A 19,848-nucleotide genomic window follows, 5' to 3' on the forward strand; every position below is an offset into this window, starting at 1 on the left:
ACTCTTACCCTTCAAGCCAATTAAAGTGAACCAAGTCATCTACCGATTTTAATCTTCACCTCTTAGTTTAGCATAGGGTAACAATTCTGAATCATATTAATTTTTCTGATGCTTCAGAAAGGCGATCGCCCTTCTGAAGCAGTCGGGTTCCATAACTTCAGGGTCAGAATTTCCCAAGGGTTAATCTGTAAGCCCTGGTTTTGCTCCTCTTCTTCTAATAAATTAACCCTCTTCCCCCCATGGAGACCTAAGTTATTCTTCCTAGTCAGAATATCCCTTTTCCCTTGGCACTCATAACCTCGGATAATCCAATGGTGCCGGTTGTCCTCCGCCCTCTTAAAAGCCGTCAAAATAAACCCGTCGGCCGAGAACTCCCAAAAACTCGATTTGACACCCAAATTTCTGGTTTTATACCCCTTAGATACAGGGCCTAGATAAACGGATAAGGGACAGTTAAATTCATATCCCCGTTTGACCGTTCCTGCGGCTTCCCAACTCCCGGCATGGGGATAGAGAGCATACTTGAATTCATGCTCCCCAAAATCTGCCTCTGGATCGGGCCAAGTTGAGCCACGTAATAAACTCAATCGTAATCGATCCGGGTGGGGATCGTACCCGGATTTATAATCCGTTAAAAGACTAACCCCATACTCTTGTTCCTCATCGGTTAAATCGGCCCAATTGAGCGCCGGTACTTCCCATTTAGCCTGTTCTTCCTGAGTCTGAGAACGGGTAGAGCGGCGAATTGCACCGCAGGGAATTTCATAGGTAATAACATCAGCGCGTAACTGGAGCGGAAAGCCCACTTTCAGTAGGGTGTGGCGGTCTTGCCAATCTACATGACTGGTGATTCTGAGTTGATTTTCATGGGCTAATACGGTATAGTTTTGAGTTAATGTTGAGTCTCCCAACCGGCGAACCACTTGAATCGTTTTCACCAGTTCGCCATAAGCGATCCAGGTGATAGACTCTAACTCTGTTGGCGGTAAAGAATGGGTTTCATACTCTGGATCGATATTCCAAGCATCCCAATATTGCCCCCGATCGCCAAATCCTTGCAGTTGATTGCCCAATCCCCTAAGAACAGAGCGATGGTTGGGGCGATCGCGCAACTCTAGGATATCCCCCGTTTGGGGATCGATTTCAACTCTGAGCGCATCGTTTTCCAGGATGAACTGGGGAGGAAACTGAACTGAGTCTACCGGCTTAGAACTGGGGACTAACCAAACCAGTTGATAGCCCACTGAAGGAAGATCGGGAACCCAAAAATAGATGGAGTTACCCTCAACTTGGCTGCTTAACTCTTTCCCTTCTGTATCCCAAACTTGAGCAGACAAAAACCCATCCGGAAGAGCCACAGAAACGACCTCAGATCGCGACCAATTGAGAGGATTAAAAATCAGCATCGGTTGCGCCGGAAACTGGGGAGGTTCCGGGAGAACGATTTGAGTTGCGATCGCCTCCAAAGCCTGCTGCATGATTTCTTCTGTTGTCTCAATAACCCTCTTCCAGGTGTGATTGGCTTCTTGAAACACTTCCGGAATAGAAGAACCCGGTAAAATATCATGAAATTGATTAAATAAAACCGCTTTCCATGCCTGCTCTAACCGGGATTGCGGATACTCATAGTCAGCTAACAAACTTGCACAACTTGACCAGAGTTCTGCCTGATATAACAACCGCTCACATCGACGATTATAATATTTCTGATCGGCGTGACTGGTATAACAGCCCCGATGAAACTCTAAATATAACTCATCTGTCCAAATTGGATAGTCTTTTTCTTGGGCTAAACGATCTAAATAACTATGGGCGGTGGTAAACTGAAGGCGAGGAAAAAAACGAGAGTCGAGCGATCGCTTCCCAATCTCCAGCATATCCCGACTCGGCCCCCCTCCATGATCGCCAACCCCTGGTAAACCCAGCACTTGCGCCTTTCCGGTCTTCTCTTTGGCTGCCATGGCATAACCAGTTAACTTCACCAAATCAATCCCTTCGCCAATGGGTACAGACATCAGGCTTAATATCTGAGTGCCATCCAAACCTTGCCACCAAAACACCTCATGGGGAAACTGATTTGTATCATTCCAACGCAGCTTTTGAGTGACAAAATAATCAATTTTTCCTAACTTAAAAATTTGGGGTAATTGCCAACAAAATCCAAAACTATCTGGCAACCAAGCCACCCGATTCAGCACTCCAAAACGATCGCGAACATAACGTTGTCCATACAACACTTGACGAATAATTGACTCGCCACTAACTAAATTAAATTCCGGTTCTACCCACAATCCAGCAATGATTTCCCATCTCCCCTCCCGTACTCGATTTTGAATGGCTGCAAATAAATGGGGCTGATGTTCTTCGAGCCAAGCATATAAAGCCGGGGTAGAATGGCCAAACGTAAGCTGGGGAAATTCTGCCTGCAATTGCAACACGGAGGTAAAGGTGCGCTCGGCTGCTTCCCAGGTTTCAGAAACTGGCCATAACCAGGCTAAATCGAGATGAGCATGGCCGAGCAGGAAAATCTGCGGAGTTGGAGGAAGATGGAGAGACAAAAGCCGATCGCCTAACCTTTCTAACTGGCGATTGAATTCTGGGCGATCGCTAACTCTAAACCAGTCTAACTTAGAAATTGCCCCCATCAATCCCTGCAAAAAAACCGGGTCATCCGCCCCACACAAGCGCAAGCATTCCAGCTCATCGGCAATAAACCCCGGATCGTGCCCTATTTTCCCCTCAAACACGGCTAAACTCCGCACCATAGCCCCCCGATCGTGCCCCGGACTCACCAAGCGCACAGCCAAATTAAACCCCATTCCAGGGGCAACTTCGGGACTCAATAAAATCCGAGTGGCGCAATCAAACAGATCCCCCTCCTGGACACAGTTCCCATTCACAAACACCTGCGCCACTTCCGCCCACCACATTAGGCTCCATCTCAGGCCTAATCCCTCTAGGGGATACCCTTGCAACTGTGGGGGAACCGTAAACCGTTGGCCAAACCAGAGAACCTGCCCCTTTTCCCAAGCCACATGCCCTTTGGCATTGATCTCAACCGGAGTCCAGGACGACCAAACATCGGGATTAATCCCCTGGTTGATGGGTAGATCTTCAGCAGAGCATAACCATTGGGATTGTAAATCCAGGTAAGTGAGCGATCGCAACCGATCCAGCGTTTGTTGAAATAAAGCAAAATCCATGATTCCATCAGAAATTAACTTAATTGGGAACATGAGTCCCCATCAGTGTCCCTTCCGGATCGTATAACTCCAACGCAACCCCCGCCGTTTGACTGATACTTTCCAAGGCATTTTGTACACTTTTCACATGCTCATCCACAGAAGTAAACGTAGTTAAATCTCCACTTCCCCTCGCTTGAATTAGGGTTTGGCGAACTGTGGTCACATAATCAGACGTTAAAGTAACTTTTAATAAATTATCACTCACCGTATATTCACAAATTTTCGGTAACCCCGCACAAGTTTGATTTAAATCATTCCGGGCTTGTTCCAAACGATTGGCTTGCTGAAGTTTATTCTCCGCTAATTGTAACGACCCTTGATAAGCATTCATCAAAGGAGAGGCTTTACTATAATAAAAACTATCCCTGGGGACTTGCTGTAAATAATTTAAAGCTTGACTCCAATGACCCACCGCTAGGGCGAGTTCTTGGTTTTGTTCAAAGTCCTTTGCTTTATCGGCCAAGGTTAACGCTTCCTCATAAGTTTTGCTGGCAATTTCTTCTTTTAAGAGTCGTTCCCGGCTGGCTTGAAACTGAGTTTTATAAACATCCAACAGTTGACTCGCTTCCACCTGGGCTTGAGTCCCTTGGGGAATATTTCTCAAGCCATTAATGGCCGTTTCCCAACTGGCATAGGCTTGTTGCCAATTTTCTAAGGATTGGGCAATTCCTTGACGAGTTTTGGCCAGATCGGCGGCTTGTTTTGCCCGTTCTAAATTTTGGTTCGCTTGCTGTTCAACTTGGATACGGTTTTGGATGGCTTCTAAATTTTGTTGATATTCTTTGAGCTTAATGTTGACTAAGGGATAGAGGGTTTCAGCACTCAAGGCTTGTTCTAAATTTTGAATAGCTCCCTGCCAAAGGTTCTCGACTGTTTGCCAAGTTTCTAGAGGATGGGGTGGGTTAAGGCTCAGTTGAGCGGCTTCCGTGGCTTGGGAAAAGGCGGTGACGATATAATTGAGGTTATCAAAGCGCTGTTCATTGACGCGCACAAAGTCTTGAGCCTGTTGAAAATAGGGAGACCAAACGGGAATACTTTTGGCTTGGGCGATCGCTTGTTCTAACTGTTGTTGCGCTTGTATTAATTTTTGGGGGTTATCCGTCGTTTCCGAGGTTTGCACGGCGACTTGGCGCAGACGTTGGGCGGTTTCCAGGGGAACACAAGTGGCGATCGCACAGGGACGAGTCATCATATACATGATCCCTCCAGCCACCATCAGCCCTAACAGCCCCCCAATTCCCCAAGCCCACATCGATAAACGGGAAGAATTTTGAGTTGGGGGAAGAGACTGGGAGCGAGCAGGTGTGGCTTCTGGCAAGGATTGAGCCGTACTTTGCTCCTCAAGCTTAAACGATCGCCAAAAGTAAGGCCGTTTTTCCCCAGCAACCCGCACAAAGATCCGTCCCTGATGACTAATCCAGGGGCGATAGTTCTGTATATCCTCTTGCAGTTGGACAACGATCCGTTCAACATCGGGTTGAATTTTAGCCCTATGTTGGGCTAAAACCATTAAACTGCCTTTTTGTAGTAAACATTGAACCCGAAACGCTTGCCCACCATAGGGGAGTTTGCTATTGAGTGTTTTTTGGAGATGCTTTCTGAGAACTTGGAGTGGGCTACACTCCTGTTGAGTCACCATAGTCAGCCGAAACCCTTCAACCGGGAGAAAACGAAACAGTGTATGGCTATTTTGACACTCCCCGATCTAAAGGTACGGGGATTCTTGAGCTAATCACAGCCCTTTCAAGTCACCTCTACTTAGGTCTTACACGATTATATCTGAACCGAACTTGCTAGAAGATCACTTGTTATCTAGATGTCCTTTAGGGGTTCACTCTCCAAGCGTTTCTCCATTTTAGGAGAGGTTCGGGTCTGCCCTACCCTACCTGTCTTGTGACAAAAACTCTTATGGGTTTTCATTCCGTCTTTTTGAAGACTTACTGCGCTATGTTTTACGAGGTTTTCGCTACCCTACTTTTTTGTCTCTTGCGCTGACTTTTGAGTTCAAGGGTTCAAGCCTAAGCTATTTTACTACCGCCCACTCAGGGGATTCAAACCTCTTACATCTTAACACAAAGCCGTCCTTTAAGGACGGGGCTTTAAACCCAATTCTTCGGTAACCAAAAGCGCTCGATACTCTGGCTGGACATGGTTGCTCTGATCCTCTTCTATCAGAAGACCCCTAAATCCCATTTATTTCTCACTCTTATAGCGCCAAAATTCGCCCAGGAATGCCACTAATCCGGACATGACAATCAGGATCACGCTGAGGGCGTTAATATCGGGTTTTACGCCGGTTCTGATGCGGCTAAAGATTTCCATGGGCAGGGTGTTGAAGCCACTGCCTGCGGTGAAACTGGCGATCAGGAAATCATCCATGCTGAGGACAAATGCCAGGAGGCAACCGGAGACAATACCAGGAATTAATTGGGGTAAGAGAACTTGAATAAAGGCGTTAAATGGCGTTGCACCTAAGTCTAGGGCGGCTTCTTCCAGGTGCGGGTCTAAATCTGCCAGTCGGGTGGAGACGACGAGGGCAATATAGGCGAGGCAAAAGACGATATGAGCGGCGACAATTGTCCAGAGGTTGAGGGGAATGGCAAAGACGGCAAGGAAGACGAGGGTGGCAACGGCGATCGCAATATCCGGAATAATTAGAGGTAAATAGGAAACTCCCAAATACAGAGATTTCCCCCGAAACTGATATTTCGCTAATCCCACCGCCATCAGAGTGCCCAACACCGCCGAAATGCCCACGGCACAAAAGGCCACAATTAAGCTATTTTGCAGAGAGGATAAAATTCTCCCATCCGAGAATAATTTCACATACCAATCAAAGGTAAAGCCTTTCCAATTGGCACTATAGGCAGATTGGTTAAAACTATAAAAGGCTAAGACGGCAATGGGTAAGTACATAAACCCAAACATCACCAGGGTAAACCCAATTTGCCAGGAAAAGGACAATTTAGATTTACTCCCCAAGGAGTCAGGGATTACCGTTTCTTCAGGTGGTTGGAGAGATTGTGTCATGGGAGAATAAGTAATGAGTAATGAGTAATAAGTAATGAGTAATGAGTAATGAGTAATGAGTGATTGACTCTCTCCGCGTCCCCGCGTCCCCGCGTCCCCGTGTCCCCGCGTCCCCGCGTCCCCGCGTCTCCCCATCTCCCCATCTCCCCATCTCCCCATCTCCCTACCCCATATCCCTGTGGGTAAAGGGTTTGGCATTCGCTCCGGAGTAGGTAGCGGAAATATGACCGTTACCGGTGACCTGATATTTATAGGTGATTAACCCTTCTAATCCTACCGGGCCGCGTGGGGGCATTTGTTGGGTACTGATGCCGACTTCTGCGCCAAAACCGTAGCGGAACCCGTCGGCAAACCGGGTGGAACAGTTATGATATACCCCCGCAGCATCAACTTGATTGAGGAACAGTTGCGCCGCTTGGGGGTTTTCGGTGACGATCGCATCAGTATGCTTAGATCCATAAGTATTAATATGATTCAGCGCCTCCTCTAGAGAGTCCACCTGTTTAATCGCCAAAATCAGATCGCTGTATTCCGTAGACCAGTCTGCTTCTGTGGCTGCGGGAATCCCTAGCAATTCAACACTGGCCTCATCTCCAAGTAATTTTACCCCTTTTTCCTGTAGCGCTTGGGCAACCGGGGGCAGAATTTGCGGAGCGCAGGAGCGATGCACTAACAGGGTTTCGATGGCGTTACAGGCAGCCGGATATTGGGTTTTAGCATCCACCGTAATGGCGATCGCCTTTTCCCTCTCCGCAGATTCATCCAGATACAGGTGACAAACACCATCAGCGTGACCCAACACCGGAATATTGGTATTCTCCTGCACAAAACGCACAAAGGAATTAGAACCCCTAGGAATAATCAGATCCACATATGGGTCTAACTTCAACAGCGCCACCGTCTCCTCACGGCTGGTCAAAAGTTGCACCACATCCGGACTCACCGCCGTTTGCGATAACCCTTGGCGAATCGCCTTCACAATCGCCTCACAAGACTGTAGCGCCTCCTTTCCACCCTTGAGAATCACCCCATTGCCCGACTTAATCGCCAGGGTAGAAATCTGGATCGCAGCTTCCGGACGCGCTTCAAAAATAACACCCAAAACCCCCAACGGACAACTGATCCGCTTCAGAACCAAACCTTCATCTAGCTCCCGATGGATTTGTACCCTACCCACCGGATCGGGTAACTTTTGTACATCCCGCACCCCAGCGATATTGGTTTTCAGCTTCGTTTCATCCAATTTCAGGCGATGATAAAGCGGTTTTGCAATCCCTGCGGCAGTTGCAGCTTCACAGTCGGCTTGGTTTGCGGCTACAATTTCCGGTGTAGCCTGTTCCAAGGATTGGGCGATCGCCTCAATCGCCTGATTTTTCTCTTCTGTCGTTAAGCCAGCTAACTGACGCGCTCCTTGTCGCGTCTTTTGGGCAAGTTCAATTAATGTAGGAGAAGCCATAAGTCATTAAAAATTAACAGTTTTCCCGATCGGTATTAGGGTTATTTTTCCGGACTTGATATTATCTCTACCTCAAACCAGAAGCCAGGATTTCCAAAAGTTTACCACATCCCTTGAACTTCTCACCAATACCCATTCCCCATCAGCCGTAAATTTTAACGTAGGTTTTAAGACTTCAACCTCTCCATCCCCCGCTCATACAATATTCGCGCATAATCAGTCCAAGTCCCCTGTCCCCAATAGCGAAAACAACTCGTTTCCAGCAGCAAAACATAAAGCAGCGCCTCTTGATACTCTGGCTTTTGAGTCACCGTTGGATCTTGTTCCACCAAAGCATCATACTTCTGATGAAACAAAGCACTTAAATGCTGCATCGGTTCTAAGACATTTTCATAGCCTTGCACCCAACTAATATCATTCGTCCAAGAGGCTCCATCGAGATCGAACTGGGGATCGGTTTCCTTTAATTGACTTAACACCGTTTGCACCCTCTCTGGAGTCACATCATCCCCCACCATTTGCCAAATTTTATGCTGCTGTACCGCCTGACACCGGGGATAATCTTCTCGCTTCACTCCGGCATTTTCCAGCAACTCTAAATATTCCGTACCATTTAATCCCACTACTCCCTCCTTCTCTCGACCATTTCCTTTAATCTCCTCCCAAACCGGAATAAAATCACGGGGATATTCATTCATCATCACGCCCCCATTTTCACCATCAGCAATTTGGCTAACGCAACTGGGGACATCCAAATTTCCCAAGGTTTTTCTAGAGCGCGTTTTTGCTTCATGATAGGGTTGCATTTGCGCCACTAATTTCGTATCCGAACCTTGGGTTTTAATCAGAGCCGTAATCCCGATTTCTTTTCCTTGAGAATTTCGAGCGATCAAACAATTGGGTACATATTTATCGTCATGATGTAGGGGACTACCCTCTAAACGCTCGACTGAACTTTCCTGTACCAATAACCAACGATAGCCACAGTCTTTCAAGGCTTTAATATATTCATACAAGGTATCGGGATGGTTAGGAAGATGCATTTCTGGCGGCGAAAACCCCTTAACTCGCTTGAGCGCTTCTGTACCAAAAATTGCCCTAAATTGATGTTGCCACGCCAGGATATGCAATTTAATATCGGGAATCGGTGTAGAGGGAACCACGGCATGACTCCACATCGTACCCAACCATTCCACGCAATCAGAATAAGGGGATTTTGTCAAGGTTTTGAGTGACTCTAGAATATCCTCGCGCCCCATTTGTTGTAATCCCCAAAGTAGGTTACCCGAATAATCCAACATGATGCGTGGATGACTGCCTTGGTTAACCAATTGCGGGATAAATTCTCCCATCCGTTGATAACACCAAGCGAAGGGAGCCGCGTTATGATTATCTCCTTCTTGGGGACGGTCAAACATATAGTGCAAATTACTGATTAATGCCCCATTTTCACCGGCGGGAATGGTGGGTTGATGCATATGCAAGGCACAAGCAAAGGCGGCGCTAATTTGGTTGATATTCCAGGTGGATGTAGAGCCATAGATGGGCGTTTGTTCTTGGACAAGGGTAGTGATTTCTGCTTCAGAGCCACAGATAGGAGGTAAGGAGGTTAGAGTCATGGGGTTTAGAGGGCGGTATTTTGACTGGGAATTTTCTGAGTCTTTGATCTATAGCTTATCAGCCATGACCGGAAAAAGAGGGTTCTTTTTGTATTTTTAAATCATTGGTGCAAACAATAGGATAAAATAGTATTATCGACTATAATTGCTACCTTAAGAACCATCACCCATTAGATAAAATGGTTACTTCTACAGACTTTCGCGGTTTACTCAATCAACGCTTTGCCAGCAATTTCTTCCCGATTCCCGCAACCAGTCGTTGGGATGTGGGATTGATGCCCCCTGATTTTCAACTGCCCAATATCACCCAGGGGGGAACGGTGCGTCTGTCTGAGTATCGCGATCGAAAACCGGCGATCGTTGCGTTTACCCGCATTTTCACGGAGAAACAATACTGTCCCCTCTGCTTTCCCCACATCAAAGAACTGAATGAACAGTATGAAGCGTTTACGGATCGGGGCGCAGAAGTGCTATTAATTACTAGCACCGATGCCCAACAGAGCGAAATCGTGGTTCGAGATTTAGGCCTGAAAATGCCTCTACTCTGCGATCCCGACTGTATCACCTTCCGCGCCTATGCTGTCGGCCAAGCTTTGGGCGCACCCCTGCCGGCCCAATTTGTCCTCGATAACCGGGGAATTTTGCGCTACAAGCACCTCTTTTCCTTCCTTCACCCTAATGCAGAGATTCAGACCTTACTGACCGTTTTAGATGGACTCTAATCCGATCTAACAAGTCGGATGAGAAGTTAGAGTCGAACCGATCCAAAATTGGCTCTTGGATTCTGGGTGCGAAGGGTTTTGAGTTTCTCGTAACATTCCCGTTCGCTTTTACTGAGAGTTTTGGGAACGGCGATCGCAATTTTCACCAACTGATCCCCTCTCGCACCTTTCGGATTCGGCCATCCCTTACCCCGCAAACGCAAGGATTGCCCATGACGAATCCCCGCCGGAATACTCATCTGAACCCGTCCATCGGGGGTGGGGACTTCTATACTGGCTCCTAAAACCGCCTCTTCAGGAGAAATGGGCAACTCACAGACTAAATTATCTCCCTCAAACTGGAAAAAGCTATGGGGTTGCAACGACACGGTTAAATACAAATCTCCCCGTTGTGCTGTCTGCGGGTTGACACTACCTTTCCCCCGCACTCGAATGCGAGTACCGGGTTTCGCTCCGGGAGGAATCCGCACCTCAATCACTTCTTGAAGCCCTAAGTTAATTCGCTTTTGGACTCCATGAAAGGCTTCTGCAAAGGAGAGGACAATAGAAGCCTCTTGAGAGACATTACTGGTTTTCGGAGGCGCTCCATAACTGGCAAAATCCTCAAATCCACCAAATCCCGTAGAGCGTCCGGTGGTGCGGTAATTATAGTTGGAATTATAGTTCGTTCTGCGGCCCGCAGTTGCTCCAGGGCTGCCCGTGCCCATGCGTCCGAGGAGTTCATTAATAAACTCATCAAAGGTCGTATATTGACTAAAATCAAAGCCATTAAAGTCTACACCAGGAGAAGCACCCCGTCCATAAGCCGACGATGTACCCGCTTGCTTCCAATATTGGCCAAACTGGTCGTATTTTTTGCGCTTTTCCGGATCTGACAGGACTTCGTAGGCTTCGCTAACTTCCTTAAACCGAGCCTCCGCTTTCTGATTTCCAGGATTCATATCCGGGTGGTATTTCCGGGCTAGACGACGGAAACTCTTCTTAATCTCATCCGCACTCGCAGTGCGACTAACCCCCAACACGGAATAGTAGTCCTTAAAATCAGTAGCCACCATATACACTCCTTAACGCTGTTGTGTCTTTAGTCTAATGGGTTTATATAGCAATATCAGCTTAAGAGTATCAAAGGTTGAGTCTGGCTCGCAGTTCGGTTGCGATCGCAATTTCCGAACCCCATACAGAAACCGGGTTGGTGTCACCCTTTCGGACGCTCAACCCCAATCTTGCTTGAGAAACCCGGTTTCTAGACTTCCGGCGATCGCCTGGGTTGATAAAAAATCAAATGATCCATTCCTTCGCTCAGGCTCGGAGTAGCACCCCAGAGCTGGCGGTACATGCTTAAGATAACCTCTTCGGGAACCTGGCGATCGCGCGATCGATTTCTCGCCAAACACTCCTGTAACCGCGTCCTAATCCAAATCCCAGTAATCGAAGAAAACCCCAACTCACGGCCGAGGTTAATCACATCATGACGGTTTCCTCGTTTGACATTAGTTGCATCATAAATCGTCGAGGCTCCTTCAAGTAGAGCCGATTGAAACTGCAACCTCACCCGATCCCAAACTAAACGCCAATCCCCTTGAACCGCCGGATCGCCAAACAACTGCCCGCGAATGGCATCAGTAGAAACCAGTCGATAGGTCGGCCAGGCCGCCATCAACTGGTAAGCTAGGGTGGATTTCCCGCTACCTGGAAGACCAATTAAAATAATCAGTCGGCAGCAGTCAGTCATATCTTAAATCACCGTGCCATCAGGAATCGTGGCATTTTTGATAATCACAACGACTCCACCACGAATCAAGAAGCCCAGCTTTTCAGTCTCTTCATTGTTGCCTTCTTCCACATGGTCTTTATTGATAATTTGCACATTGCGACCAATGTGAGCATTCTTATCAATAATTGCCCCTCGGATGGTGCTTCCTTCACCAATACCGACGGGAATTTTTCCTTGCTGAATCCCAGATTGACGCTCGGCAAAGGGTTCGTAGAAGTCTGCCCCCATGAGCATGGAATCTTCGACCACACAATCGCCTTCTACGCGCGATCGCACACCCAAAACCGAATGATGGATTGTGCAATTCTTGAGAATACAGCCCTCCGCCACAATCGATTCAGTGACCTTCGCATCTAACAACTTAGAGGGAGGTAGGAACCGGGAACGGCTGTAAATCGGGGCGATTTCATTATAGAAGCTAAACGGGGGTGTCGGTTGTTCCGTCAGCGCCAGGTTCGCGTCATAAAACGCTTTAATCGTTCCGATATCTTCCCAATAATCATTAAACAGGTAAGCCTGCACTTTATAACCCTGAGTCGCGGCAAAGGGGAGAACTTCCTTACCAAAATCTTTTTGATCGGGATTTTCTGTAAGCAGTTTACCCATCAAATCCTTGTTGAAGATATAAATCCCCATGGAGGCAATATAGGGCTTTTGTTTCGCTTCTTCTGGGGACAGTCCCAAAACGGTGGTATCCACTGCCATTTTCTTGAGATCGTCTCCCTTGGGTTTCTCGCTGAAATCAATGATGCGTCCGGTATCATCGATTTTCATTAACCCAAAATCAGAGGCTCGCTCTTCATCGATGGGAACCACTGACAGAGTAACATCAGCCTGGCTTTCCCGGTGGTAGTTGATGAAATCCCGATAATCCATACGGTACAGATGATCCCCCGATAGGATTAAGTATTCATCAATATCCCATTCTTCTACTAACCACAGGTATTTACGCACCGCGTCGGCAGTTCCTTCAAACCAACTGGTGCGATCGCTTGCCGTTTGTTGAGCCGCCAGGATTTCTACAAAGCCTTCCGAAAAACTAGAAAAGCTGTAAGCACGGGTTACATGGCGGTTCAGAGAAGCCGAGTTGAATTGAGTGAGAACGTAGATTTTGTAAATCTCGGAGTTGACACAGTTACTAACGGGAATATCAATCAACCGGTATTTACCGGCTAACGGTACAGCCGGTTTAGCCCGTAATTTGGTCAGAGGGTACAGTCTGGTTCCTGCCCCTCCTCCAAGAATAATCCCTAAGACATTTTTCACGAAAAAACCCTCTTATATCAAAAACTAATAGCCTTCCTAGTCCAGTGTCTGACTGAACCGGGCAGTTGGCAAGGGGGATCGCCGAGAAGCTTGGGTTAAGGAACGGTTATATTAGGGGAATTGTTAATTTTTAATTGAAGGTCGTCTCTGGGGAAAATACCAATGTATCGATTGTTCAATATTCGTCGTCCTCTCTCTATCCTGGTTTTAGGGATGGTTCTGCTGGGGGGCAGAACGGTTGCCCAAACTTTGCCCCTTGCTGAACGGTTAATTGAGTTGGATTCATCACTAGGAGAGGAGTGGTTAATCGACAGCCGCGCTCGCGAAGATTATCTACCGTTGAGCATTCAGTTTGAAACCCAGCAAAATCAGGCATTTTGTGGGGTGGCGAGTATGGTAATGGTGTTGAATGCTTTGGGTATTGAGGCTCCGGATGCACTGGAGTATGGTCGGAAGCGGTTTACTCAAGAGAATATTTTTAACCGTAAAACGGATCGGGTGATTACTCAAGAGACGATCGCTAGGCAAGGGATGACGTTAGAAGAGTTAGGGGCTTTTTTAGCCCGTTATCCGGTGAACACTCAGGTCTATCACGGGGGTGATGTGAGTTTACAGGAATTTCGCCAGTTAATGGTGAAAAATTTACAACAACCGGATGATTTTGTCCTGGTGAATTATCTGCGAAAGTCGATTGAACAGGAGTTAGGCGGCCATATTTCTCCAGTAGCGGCTTATCATCGTCAGAGCGATCGCTTCCTAATTCTGGATGTGGCCCGCTATAAGTATCCTCCAATTTGGGTCAGTGCTGAAGATCTCTGGAACTCCACCCGCACTCTAGATTCAGTTTCGGGGAAAACCAGGGGGTTAGTGCTAGTCACCTCAAGAGATGACTAGCAAACCAGGGGAGTTGGCCAGCAGATCGAGGCAACTAATTAGACAAAGTGATGGGCAAAGTGATGCATCAGATCGACTCGACCTTTACGCAGCATGGCGCGATCGAGGCGTTCTGTGGTGTTGCAGGTCATCATCACCACGAGCCGTTGTTGCAGTTGAATCCCGTCTTCATCAATAACGCTTTGATAGAGGGTTCCATCTAATAAACTCAAGATATGCTCGGTTTTAGTATGGTCGTGACGGGCAGTCACAGAACGGTCTTGGGCCAGATTATCCGCTTCGTTGATCACCAGACAAATTTTTTCCAGATAGGTGGGAGGCACAAAGTTTTCCACCGCATCATGATCGAGGATGAAAATCACATATCCTAGGGGCATGAGAATTTCTTTGGCCACCGCTTGCGTCCAGGCGGTTTTGCCGGTTCCGGGTTCCCCATGAACAAGAATGGCCAGTTGTTGTTGGTCGAGGATGGCTTGTTGTACAGTGTCCGTAAATCCTTGGATATCGGCGGGAAAGGTGCGAATCGGAAAGTGGCTTTGCACTTGTCCGACTCGACTTTGATAGCCACTGAGCATGACCGCTAGGTTATAGGTGGCTTTATTGACCAAGGGGGCAATGTTGTTGGCAATGAGAGTATAGCGCCGTTTTCCCCGTCCCATGTTTTCGACTTGTAGCCATACTTTGGCTTCTTCCCAGCACGCATAGACGGTTCCCAGGATTTCTAGACGCTCCCAAAAGTCTTTGGAGGATTTGCTAGAGGAGGAGTTAATGCCGGTTTTTTGGCTGAATCGATTGATGGGATAGTAGAAGTAGCGGTCAAGATAGTATTGGGTGATTACGTCGGGTTTATCCAGGATAGCCAGGATTTTGAAGACGGTGATTTCTTGTAGACGGTTGAGGACGAAATCAATGGGAATGCGATCGCGACTCACTGATTGTACTACAGGCGTTTCCGTCATCAACACATCCTTATAGCGATAGTCCGGAAACGGGGGCTGGGGCGTAATATAATCCCAATACTCTTCCAGGTTATAGCGGGTATTTTCAGAAAAGAGGTTGAAAATATTCGCCCACCAAGCATACTGGTTCCGACCCAGAGCATCAGCCAAGTCACTCATGGCTCCCATGGTTTTGTTGTTGAGTTCCCAAAAGTCATTGGCGAGTAAATATGAAAAATGCTCCCAATCAAATTCACGATTTAAAGGTCGCCAGCCACTGCTCAATAACCCTCGACTTTGAGCTTGGTTGTTAGAGTTCGGATAGCTTGGAGGATAATCGAAATAAAAAGAGTCCATAATTTACGGATAAAATAGGCGTTTTCTCAACAATCAACCGTTAAACGGTCATCAGCTTAGGCTTGTCTTTCCTAGGGTTGGGGATAATTTTGAGATACTCTGGTGGTACACTTTCGACTAACCAGACTCCATTATCGGATCGGTAAAAGCAGTAACCTCGATCGCACATGGTTTGGGTGGCAATTTCTAAGACGACGGGTTTACCGCGCCGTTGACCGACTTGGATGGCGGTTGGTAGGTCTAGCGATAGATGAACGTGATGCCTGGATTGTTTCAACAGTCCATTTTTGAGGATGGATTGAATCGCTTTTTTATGTGTGCCATGGTAAAGGATCGGCGGTGGTTCGATGGGTTCTAGTTGTAAATCTACAGGATAGCTATGACCTTGATTGGCACGGATTTTGGTCTGGGTTTCGTTAAAAGAAAAACGTTTTTTATCATTATTGTTTACCACTTCCTCTAATTCGATAAAAGCAATGGGAAATTGATGATTGCGACAAGCGTGGAGCAGTTGATGCACCTCCACCCAACCTCCCATCTCCAGGGTTAATCCAATCCGTTCGGGTTGATGACGCAGATGTTTACTGAGATATTTGCCGATCTGAGTTAAACGGTTTGGAGTCATGAATCTTATCAGGGTGGATACGGTGAAAAAATCAGATGATTAAAGAGAAAGGCTGGCGATATACTACATTCATACTACAAGCTTTAGGTTTGCTTGTCAATTTGGGCGATCGCGTGAGCGAAACGGAGTTTTATCGCCTCTCTTAAGTTCATTAACCCTTCTCTCTCCCCTTAAATCTGTAACATATCCCACAACAGTGCCACGGAAATAACCAACAAAACCCCTCCACCCAAGGTATCGAGGAGACGAGGAGTCAGATGGGAGGCTAACCACTGACCCAACCAGACCCCCAGAAAACTGGTTAAGACTAAAGCACTACCTGCACCCAGGAAAACAATCCAAGGAGCATGGGATTCTGCGGTCATCAGCAGGGTAGTGACTTGAGTTTTATCCCCAATCTCGGCCAAAAAAATGGTGATGAACGTAGACAGAAAAATCCGAGTAGCAGGTTTACGTCCTTTGGGGGCAGTGTCCGGTTCTTTTTTCAGGGTATCAGGAGGATTGAGGGTCACAGCGATAAAACTCCGTTTCGCGCTTGGCGATCGCTTATCATAACTTGCACTACAGAGTAACATAAAATCGGCTCCTGATTCCCGACCCCCTCCTCATAAACGATCCGAGTTTGATGATAAAGTAGGGAAAAAGCCCCTTTCTCGACTCTTCTTTTCTATGACTGACTCAACAAAAATTCGCGCTAAAATCGGCATTATTGGTGGCAGTGGACTCTATCAGATGGAAGCACTGCAAGATGTACAAGAAATTCAGATCGAAACGCCATTTGGTTCCCCTTCCGATGATCTAATTGTGGGCAAACTTTCCGGCGCTCAGGTCGCCTTTCTCGCCCGTCACGGCCGCGGCCATCACCTGATGCCGTCTGATATTCCTTTTCGAGCCAATATTTACGCCCTGAAACAATTAGGGGTTGAATATCTCATTTCTGCCTCGGCGGTAGGATCTCTGAAAGCAGAAATAAAACCCCGCGATTTAGTCATTTCTCATCAATTTATTGACCGCACAAAACATCGATTATCCACGTTTTTTGGCGATGGAATCGTGGCCCATATTGGGTTTGGCCATCCCGTTTGTGCCCAATTGAGTCAAGTGTTAGCAGAAGCCATTGAAAGCTTAGACTTACCCGATCTTACCCTACATAAACAGGGCACGTACTTGTGCATGGAAGGCCCAGCTTTTTCCACCCAAGCCGAATCAGAACTCTATCGCAGTTGGGGCGCAACCGTGATTGGTATGACCAATATCCCAGAAGCCAAATTAGCCAGAGAAGCAGAAATAGCCTATGCCAGTTTGAATTTAGTCACCGATTATGATTGTTGGCATCCCGATCACGATCATGTGAGTGTTGAGATGATTCTAGATAACTTACATCATAATGCAGAAAACGCTCAAAAAGTGATCCAAGAAACTGTGGGTCGGCTGCACGAAAATCCCCCCGTCTCTGAAGCCCATTCTGCCTTAAAATATGCCATTGTCACTCGACCGGAATTTATGCCGGAAGCTACGCGCAAAAAGTTAGGCCTGTTGGTGGATAAGTATTTGCAGAAGTAATGATCTCCATCAATGGCTTACAGGAGTTCCCTCTGGTCTGCCGTACATCGTGCTTCAACAAGGGCTGTTTCTTCGGGAGTCGTCAAACTTTAGGATTCTTTATCCTTTGCTGGCTCTATTTTTTGTTAAACTAACCTGGGTAGACAACGTATTGGGAGAAATTCCTGTGTTAGATGAACAGGCTAAAAAAACCATGTTACGGAAAATTCCCCATGGACTGTATATCTGTGGGGTGAAAAATGGGGAAGAAGTCAATGGTTTTACTGCCAGTTGGGTGATGCAAGGCTCTTTTGCACCGCCTTTGGTGGTGAATTGTGTGAATACTAGCTCTATCTCTCATTCCATGATTGAATCGAGTGGGGTCTTTGCCTTAAGTATTTTGGAAGCAGGACAAAAGGATTTAGCCCAGCAATTTTTCAAGCCTCAACGTCGAGTGGGAAATAAGTTTGAATCGGTGGAATTTTATCTGGGTGAAACTGGATGTCCGATTATTACCGATACATTAGGCTATGTGGAATGTCAGGTGGTCGGATCGGTAGCCAAAGGGGATCATACGGTATTTGTTGGGGAAGTGATTGCCGCCGGAATTCACCGGGAAGGTGAACCGCTTTTACTCGAAACTACGGGTTGGAATTATGGCGGTTAGGACAATAGCGATCGTCAGACATAACAACTAGGAGGTTAATTTAATCTATGCCATTGATCAAAGTGAAAACATCGGCTCCATCCCCAGAGCGTCCAAAAATTGACGATTTGCTCAAAACTCTATCGACTCAGTTAGCCCAGCATGTGGGTAAACCAGAATCCTATGTGATGACGGCCTTTGAATCTGATGTGCCGATGACATTTGGGGGAACGTTCGATCCGGTATGCTACATTGAGGTGAAGAATATTGGCGGAATGAGTGCGGCTCAAACTAAGAGTATGAGTCAGGACTTTTGCCAAGCGATCGCTGAAAAATTAGGAGTAGCCGCTAATCGTACTTATATTGAGTTTGCCGGTGCTGAGGGTAAAATGTGGGGTTGGAATAGTGGGACTTTTTAATATCAAGTCCGAAATTCAAATCTAGGGAGCGAGACGCTCCCACTCCAGTAACCTCAAGGGATTGAAGGAGTGCGGGCATCTTGCCCGCTTCTTGAATCCCATTTTCATGTCCGCTTGCGGAAACGGGACTGGATATAATGATCGGAGAGTGGGGGTAGGTTGGCAAATCCGGTTAACCTACCTCCAAACTTAGATCGGATCGGGGGACATCGCCTCATTTGTAGGATCTACCGTATACCTATGGATAGATTAATTGTTGTTTGACCTCTAGAGCTATGAAGCCATTTTCTCCCATCGATCCGATGTTAAGTCGTTTTTTGTCTAAAATGCCGACTCATATCGCCCTCACCTTTAGCGAAGAGCAACTGGAGGAGATTAAGAAGCAATTGGGCGATCGCCAATGGGAAGTCCATCCAGTAGATTTACGGCTCTCTTTTCCAGTGTTTAACCGTTGGTTTTATCTAGTGATTTTAGCAGGACGGGAGCGCCGACACCATCAACGACCGGATTCTGAGCCATGGAACGCCTGGATACCGCTTAACGTTCAGTATATTAGTAATCTGTTCGCTTGTGTGACGTTTATTTTAATTTTGATTCCTGCCCTACTGGGACTTTCCTACCTCTATAGTTCTCTGGAATCGGAAGAAAACCAAGCCCCTAGTGTAGTCGAAGAAAGCATCGATCGCTTTTTAACAGATTGGGGACTCTAGAGGAATTCTCCTACATGGGTACTGTTCACTCACCTCTATGGGTGCGTCCCCTATCTCAGACGATGCCCACAACTCGAACAAAACCGATCGTCTGCTTTGATCGCTGTACCGCATTGACTGCAAAAGCGCGGTTGAGGAGTCGTCGAGGAAGACTCGGAAGAAGCAGCCGATCCCATTTTCAGGTTCATATTGCCCATTTTCATTTCCATGGGTGAAAAACTCATTTCCATATTGCCCATTTTCATCGGTTCCATGGGTTTCATCGGTTCCATGGGTTTCATGGTTTCGGGGGAATTAGGCATCGATTCAACAGTTTGTAAGCCGATCGCCTGTTGCTGGGAAGGAACATTGGTTGAACTGACGGTTCCCATTTGCATTCCTTGAACTTGAAGGAAGCGATCGCCCCCAGATGCTTTAATTTTAACCACCACACCACCCCCCGTTGCAAACACTTCCGGCGCACTACTCCAACTGCCTGTTTCCCAACTATTACTCGATTGCTGTTGTTGCCCTGGACTACTGGCGATCACCGTTACCAGGGTTTGCATCCCTTGATTATCCAAGTAGAGGCGATGTCCTGCACCCAAATCACACATATAGGTCAT

The 19,848-nt window shown here is 47.0% G+C and carries 18 protein-coding genes; 6 read left to right on the plus strand and 12 right to left on the minus strand.

From position 1 onward, the window contains the following. Positions 1–113: 113 nt before the first annotated feature. The 5 genes from PJF56_RS02285 to PJF56_RS02305 form a co-directional block, all read right to left on the minus strand. On the minus strand, positions 114–3,203 hold the full coding sequence (locus tag PJF56_RS02285; RefSeq protein ID WP_283761016.1) for an alpha-mannosidase: 3,090 nt from the start codon (positions 3,201–3,203) through the stop codon (positions 114–116). 19 nt (positions 3,204–3,222) lie between these two features. Next, positions 3,223–4,884, minus strand: coding sequence for a hypothetical protein (locus PJF56_RS02290; protein ID WP_283761017.1), 1,662 nt, complete (start codon positions 4,882–4,884; stop codon positions 3,223–3,225). Positions 4,885–5,438: 554 nt separating this feature from the next. Beyond that, a complete protein-coding gene (locus tag PJF56_RS02295; protein WP_283761018.1) occupies positions 5,439–6,275 on the minus strand; it encodes an ABC transporter permease in 837 nt (278 codons plus the stop codon). Between the two features lie 163 nt (positions 6,276–6,438). Next, complete coding sequence (locus PJF56_RS02300; protein WP_283761019.1) at positions 6,439–7,731, minus strand: glutamate-5-semialdehyde dehydrogenase; 1,293 nt, start codon at positions 7,729–7,731, stop codon at positions 6,439–6,441. Positions 7,732–7,898: 167 nt separating this feature from the next. Continuing rightward, a complete protein-coding gene (locus PJF56_RS02305; protein ID WP_283761020.1) occupies positions 7,899–9,350 on the minus strand; it encodes a polysaccharide deacetylase family protein in 1,452 nt (483 codons plus the stop codon). Between the two features lie 179 nt (positions 9,351–9,529). On the opposite strand from PJF56_RS02305, the gene PJF56_RS02310 reads away from it, so the two are divergent. After that, a complete protein-coding gene (locus PJF56_RS02310) occupies positions 9,530–10,072 on the plus strand; it encodes a peroxiredoxin family protein (RefSeq protein ID WP_283761021.1) in 543 nt (180 codons plus the stop codon). Positions 10,073–10,098: 26 nt separating this feature from the next. Here the strand turns inward: PJF56_RS02310 and PJF56_RS02315 are convergent, their stop codons facing one another. The 3 genes from PJF56_RS02315 to PJF56_RS02325 form a co-directional block, all read right to left on the minus strand. Next, positions 10,099–11,127, minus strand: a complete 1,029-nt coding sequence (locus PJF56_RS02315) for a DnaJ C-terminal domain-containing protein (RefSeq protein WP_283761022.1) — start codon at positions 11,125–11,127, stop codon at positions 10,099–10,101. A gap of 188 nt (positions 11,128–11,315) precedes the next feature. Then, the gene (locus tag PJF56_RS02320; protein WP_283761023.1) at positions 11,316–11,804 is read right to left on the minus strand and encodes an AAA family ATPase; all 489 of its coding nucleotides are present in this window, start codon (positions 11,802–11,804) and stop codon (positions 11,316–11,318) included. Between the two features lie 3 nt (positions 11,805–11,807). Beyond that, on the minus strand, positions 11,808–13,112 hold the full coding sequence (locus PJF56_RS02325; RefSeq protein ID WP_283761024.1) for a glucose-1-phosphate adenylyltransferase: 1,305 nt from the start codon (positions 13,110–13,112) through the stop codon (positions 11,808–11,810). A gap of 162 nt (positions 13,113–13,274) precedes the next feature. On the opposite strand from PJF56_RS02325, the gene PJF56_RS02330 reads away from it, so the two are divergent. Further along, complete coding sequence (locus PJF56_RS02330) at positions 13,275–14,006, plus strand: phytochelatin synthase family protein (RefSeq protein WP_283761025.1); 732 nt, start codon at positions 13,275–13,277, stop codon at positions 14,004–14,006. A gap of 38 nt (positions 14,007–14,044) precedes the next feature. Here the strand turns inward: PJF56_RS02330 and PJF56_RS02335 are convergent, their stop codons facing one another. The 3 genes from PJF56_RS02335 to PJF56_RS02345 form a co-directional block, all read right to left on the minus strand. Continuing rightward, positions 14,045–15,301: an AAA family ATPase gene (locus PJF56_RS02335; RefSeq protein WP_283761026.1), complete on the minus strand. Its 1,257-nt coding sequence runs from the start codon at positions 15,299–15,301 to the stop codon at positions 14,045–14,047. 40 nt (positions 15,302–15,341) lie between these two features. Further along, positions 15,342–15,926 (minus strand): RNA 2'-phosphotransferase, encoded by a 585-nt coding sequence (locus tag PJF56_RS02340; RefSeq protein ID WP_283761027.1) that lies wholly within the window; start codon positions 15,924–15,926, stop codon positions 15,342–15,344. Positions 15,927–16,096: 170 nt separating this feature from the next. After that, the gene (locus PJF56_RS02345) at positions 16,097–16,501 is read right to left on the minus strand and encodes a TMEM165/GDT1 family protein (protein ID WP_283761028.1); all 405 of its coding nucleotides are present in this window, start codon (positions 16,499–16,501) and stop codon (positions 16,097–16,099) included. A gap of 94 nt (positions 16,502–16,595) precedes the next feature. Between PJF56_RS02345 and PJF56_RS02350 the strand changes: the two genes are divergently transcribed. From PJF56_RS02350 to PJF56_RS02365, 4 genes are all read left to right on the plus strand, one after another. Beyond that, on the plus strand, positions 16,596–17,489 hold the full coding sequence (locus tag PJF56_RS02350) for an S-methyl-5'-thioadenosine phosphorylase (protein WP_283761029.1): 894 nt from the start codon (positions 16,596–16,598) through the stop codon (positions 17,487–17,489). A 166-nt stretch (positions 17,490–17,655) separates the two neighbouring features. Then, positions 17,656–18,135 carry a flavin reductase family protein gene (locus PJF56_RS02355; protein ID WP_283761030.1) on the plus strand — a complete coding sequence of 160 codons (480 nt, stop codon included), beginning with the start codon at positions 17,656–17,658 and terminating at the stop codon, positions 18,133–18,135. A 47-nt stretch (positions 18,136–18,182) separates the two neighbouring features. Continuing rightward, positions 18,183–18,533: a phenylpyruvate tautomerase MIF-related protein gene (locus PJF56_RS02360; RefSeq protein WP_283761031.1), complete on the plus strand. Its 351-nt coding sequence runs from the start codon at positions 18,183–18,185 to the stop codon at positions 18,531–18,533. A 275-nt stretch (positions 18,534–18,808) separates the two neighbouring features. Next, positions 18,809–19,243, plus strand: a complete 435-nt coding sequence (locus tag PJF56_RS02365; protein WP_283761032.1) for a hypothetical protein — start codon at positions 18,809–18,811, stop codon at positions 19,241–19,243. Between the two features lie 50 nt (positions 19,244–19,293). Here PJF56_RS02365 and PJF56_RS02370 read toward each other — a convergent pair whose 3' ends face one another. Beyond that, entirely contained in the window at positions 19,294–19,848 is a 555-nt protein-coding gene (locus PJF56_RS02370; protein WP_283761033.1) for a zinc ribbon domain-containing protein, read from the minus strand.

It is taken from the genome of Roseofilum halophilum BLCC-M91, from assembly GCF_030068445.1.
Lineage (GTDB): Bacteria > Cyanobacteriota > Cyanobacteriia > Cyanobacteriales > Desertifilaceae > Roseofilum > Roseofilum halophilum.

Excerpts from the sequence above, each read along its gene's own strand:
- PJF56_RS02285 (WP_283761016.1), bottom strand. The coding sequence starts at position 3,203 with ATGGATTTTGCTTTATTTCAACAAACGCTGGATCGGTTGCGATCGCTC.
- PJF56_RS02290 (WP_283761017.1), bottom strand. The coding sequence starts at position 4,884 with ATGGTGACTCAACAGGAGTGTAGCCCACTCCAAGTTCTCAGAAAGCAT.
- PJF56_RS02295 (WP_283761018.1), bottom strand. The coding sequence starts at position 6,275 with ATGACACAATCTCTCCAACCACCTGAAGAAACGGTAATCCCTGACTCC.
- PJF56_RS02300 (WP_283761019.1), bottom strand. The coding sequence starts at position 7,731 with ATGGCTTCTCCTACATTAATTGAACTTGCCCAAAAGACGCGACAAGGA.
- PJF56_RS02305 (WP_283761020.1), bottom strand. The coding sequence starts at position 9,350 with ATGACTCTAACCTCCTTACCTCCTATCTGTGGCTCTGAAGCAGAAATC.
- PJF56_RS02310 (WP_283761021.1), top strand. The coding sequence starts at position 9,530 with ATGGTTACTTCTACAGACTTTCGCGGTTTACTCAATCAACGCTTTGCC.
- PJF56_RS02315 (WP_283761022.1), bottom strand. The coding sequence starts at position 11,127 with ATGGTGGCTACTGATTTTAAGGACTACTATTCCGTGTTGGGGGTTAGT.
- PJF56_RS02320 (WP_283761023.1), bottom strand. The coding sequence starts at position 11,804 with ATGACTGACTGCTGCCGACTGATTATTTTAATTGGTCTTCCAGGTAGC.
- PJF56_RS02330 (WP_283761025.1), top strand. The coding sequence starts at position 13,275 with ATGTATCGATTGTTCAATATTCGTCGTCCTCTCTCTATCCTGGTTTTA.
- PJF56_RS02335 (WP_283761026.1), bottom strand. The coding sequence starts at position 15,301 with ATGGACTCTTTTTATTTCGATTATCCTCCAAGCTATCCGAACTCTAAC.
- PJF56_RS02340 (WP_283761027.1), bottom strand. The coding sequence starts at position 15,926 with ATGACTCCAAACCGTTTAACTCAGATCGGCAAATATCTCAGTAAACAT.
- PJF56_RS02345 (WP_283761028.1), bottom strand. The coding sequence starts at position 16,501 with ATGTTACTCTGTAGTGCAAGTTATGATAAGCGATCGCCAAGCGCGAAA.
- PJF56_RS02350 (WP_283761029.1), top strand. The coding sequence starts at position 16,596 with ATGACTGACTCAACAAAAATTCGCGCTAAAATCGGCATTATTGGTGGC.
- PJF56_RS02360 (WP_283761031.1), top strand. The coding sequence starts at position 18,183 with ATGCCATTGATCAAAGTGAAAACATCGGCTCCATCCCCAGAGCGTCCA.
- PJF56_RS02365 (WP_283761032.1), top strand. The coding sequence starts at position 18,809 with ATGAAGCCATTTTCTCCCATCGATCCGATGTTAAGTCGTTTTTTGTCT.
- PJF56_RS02370 (WP_283761033.1), bottom strand. The coding sequence starts at position 19,848 with ATGACCTATATGTGTGATTTGGGTGCAGGACATCGCCTCTACTTGGAT.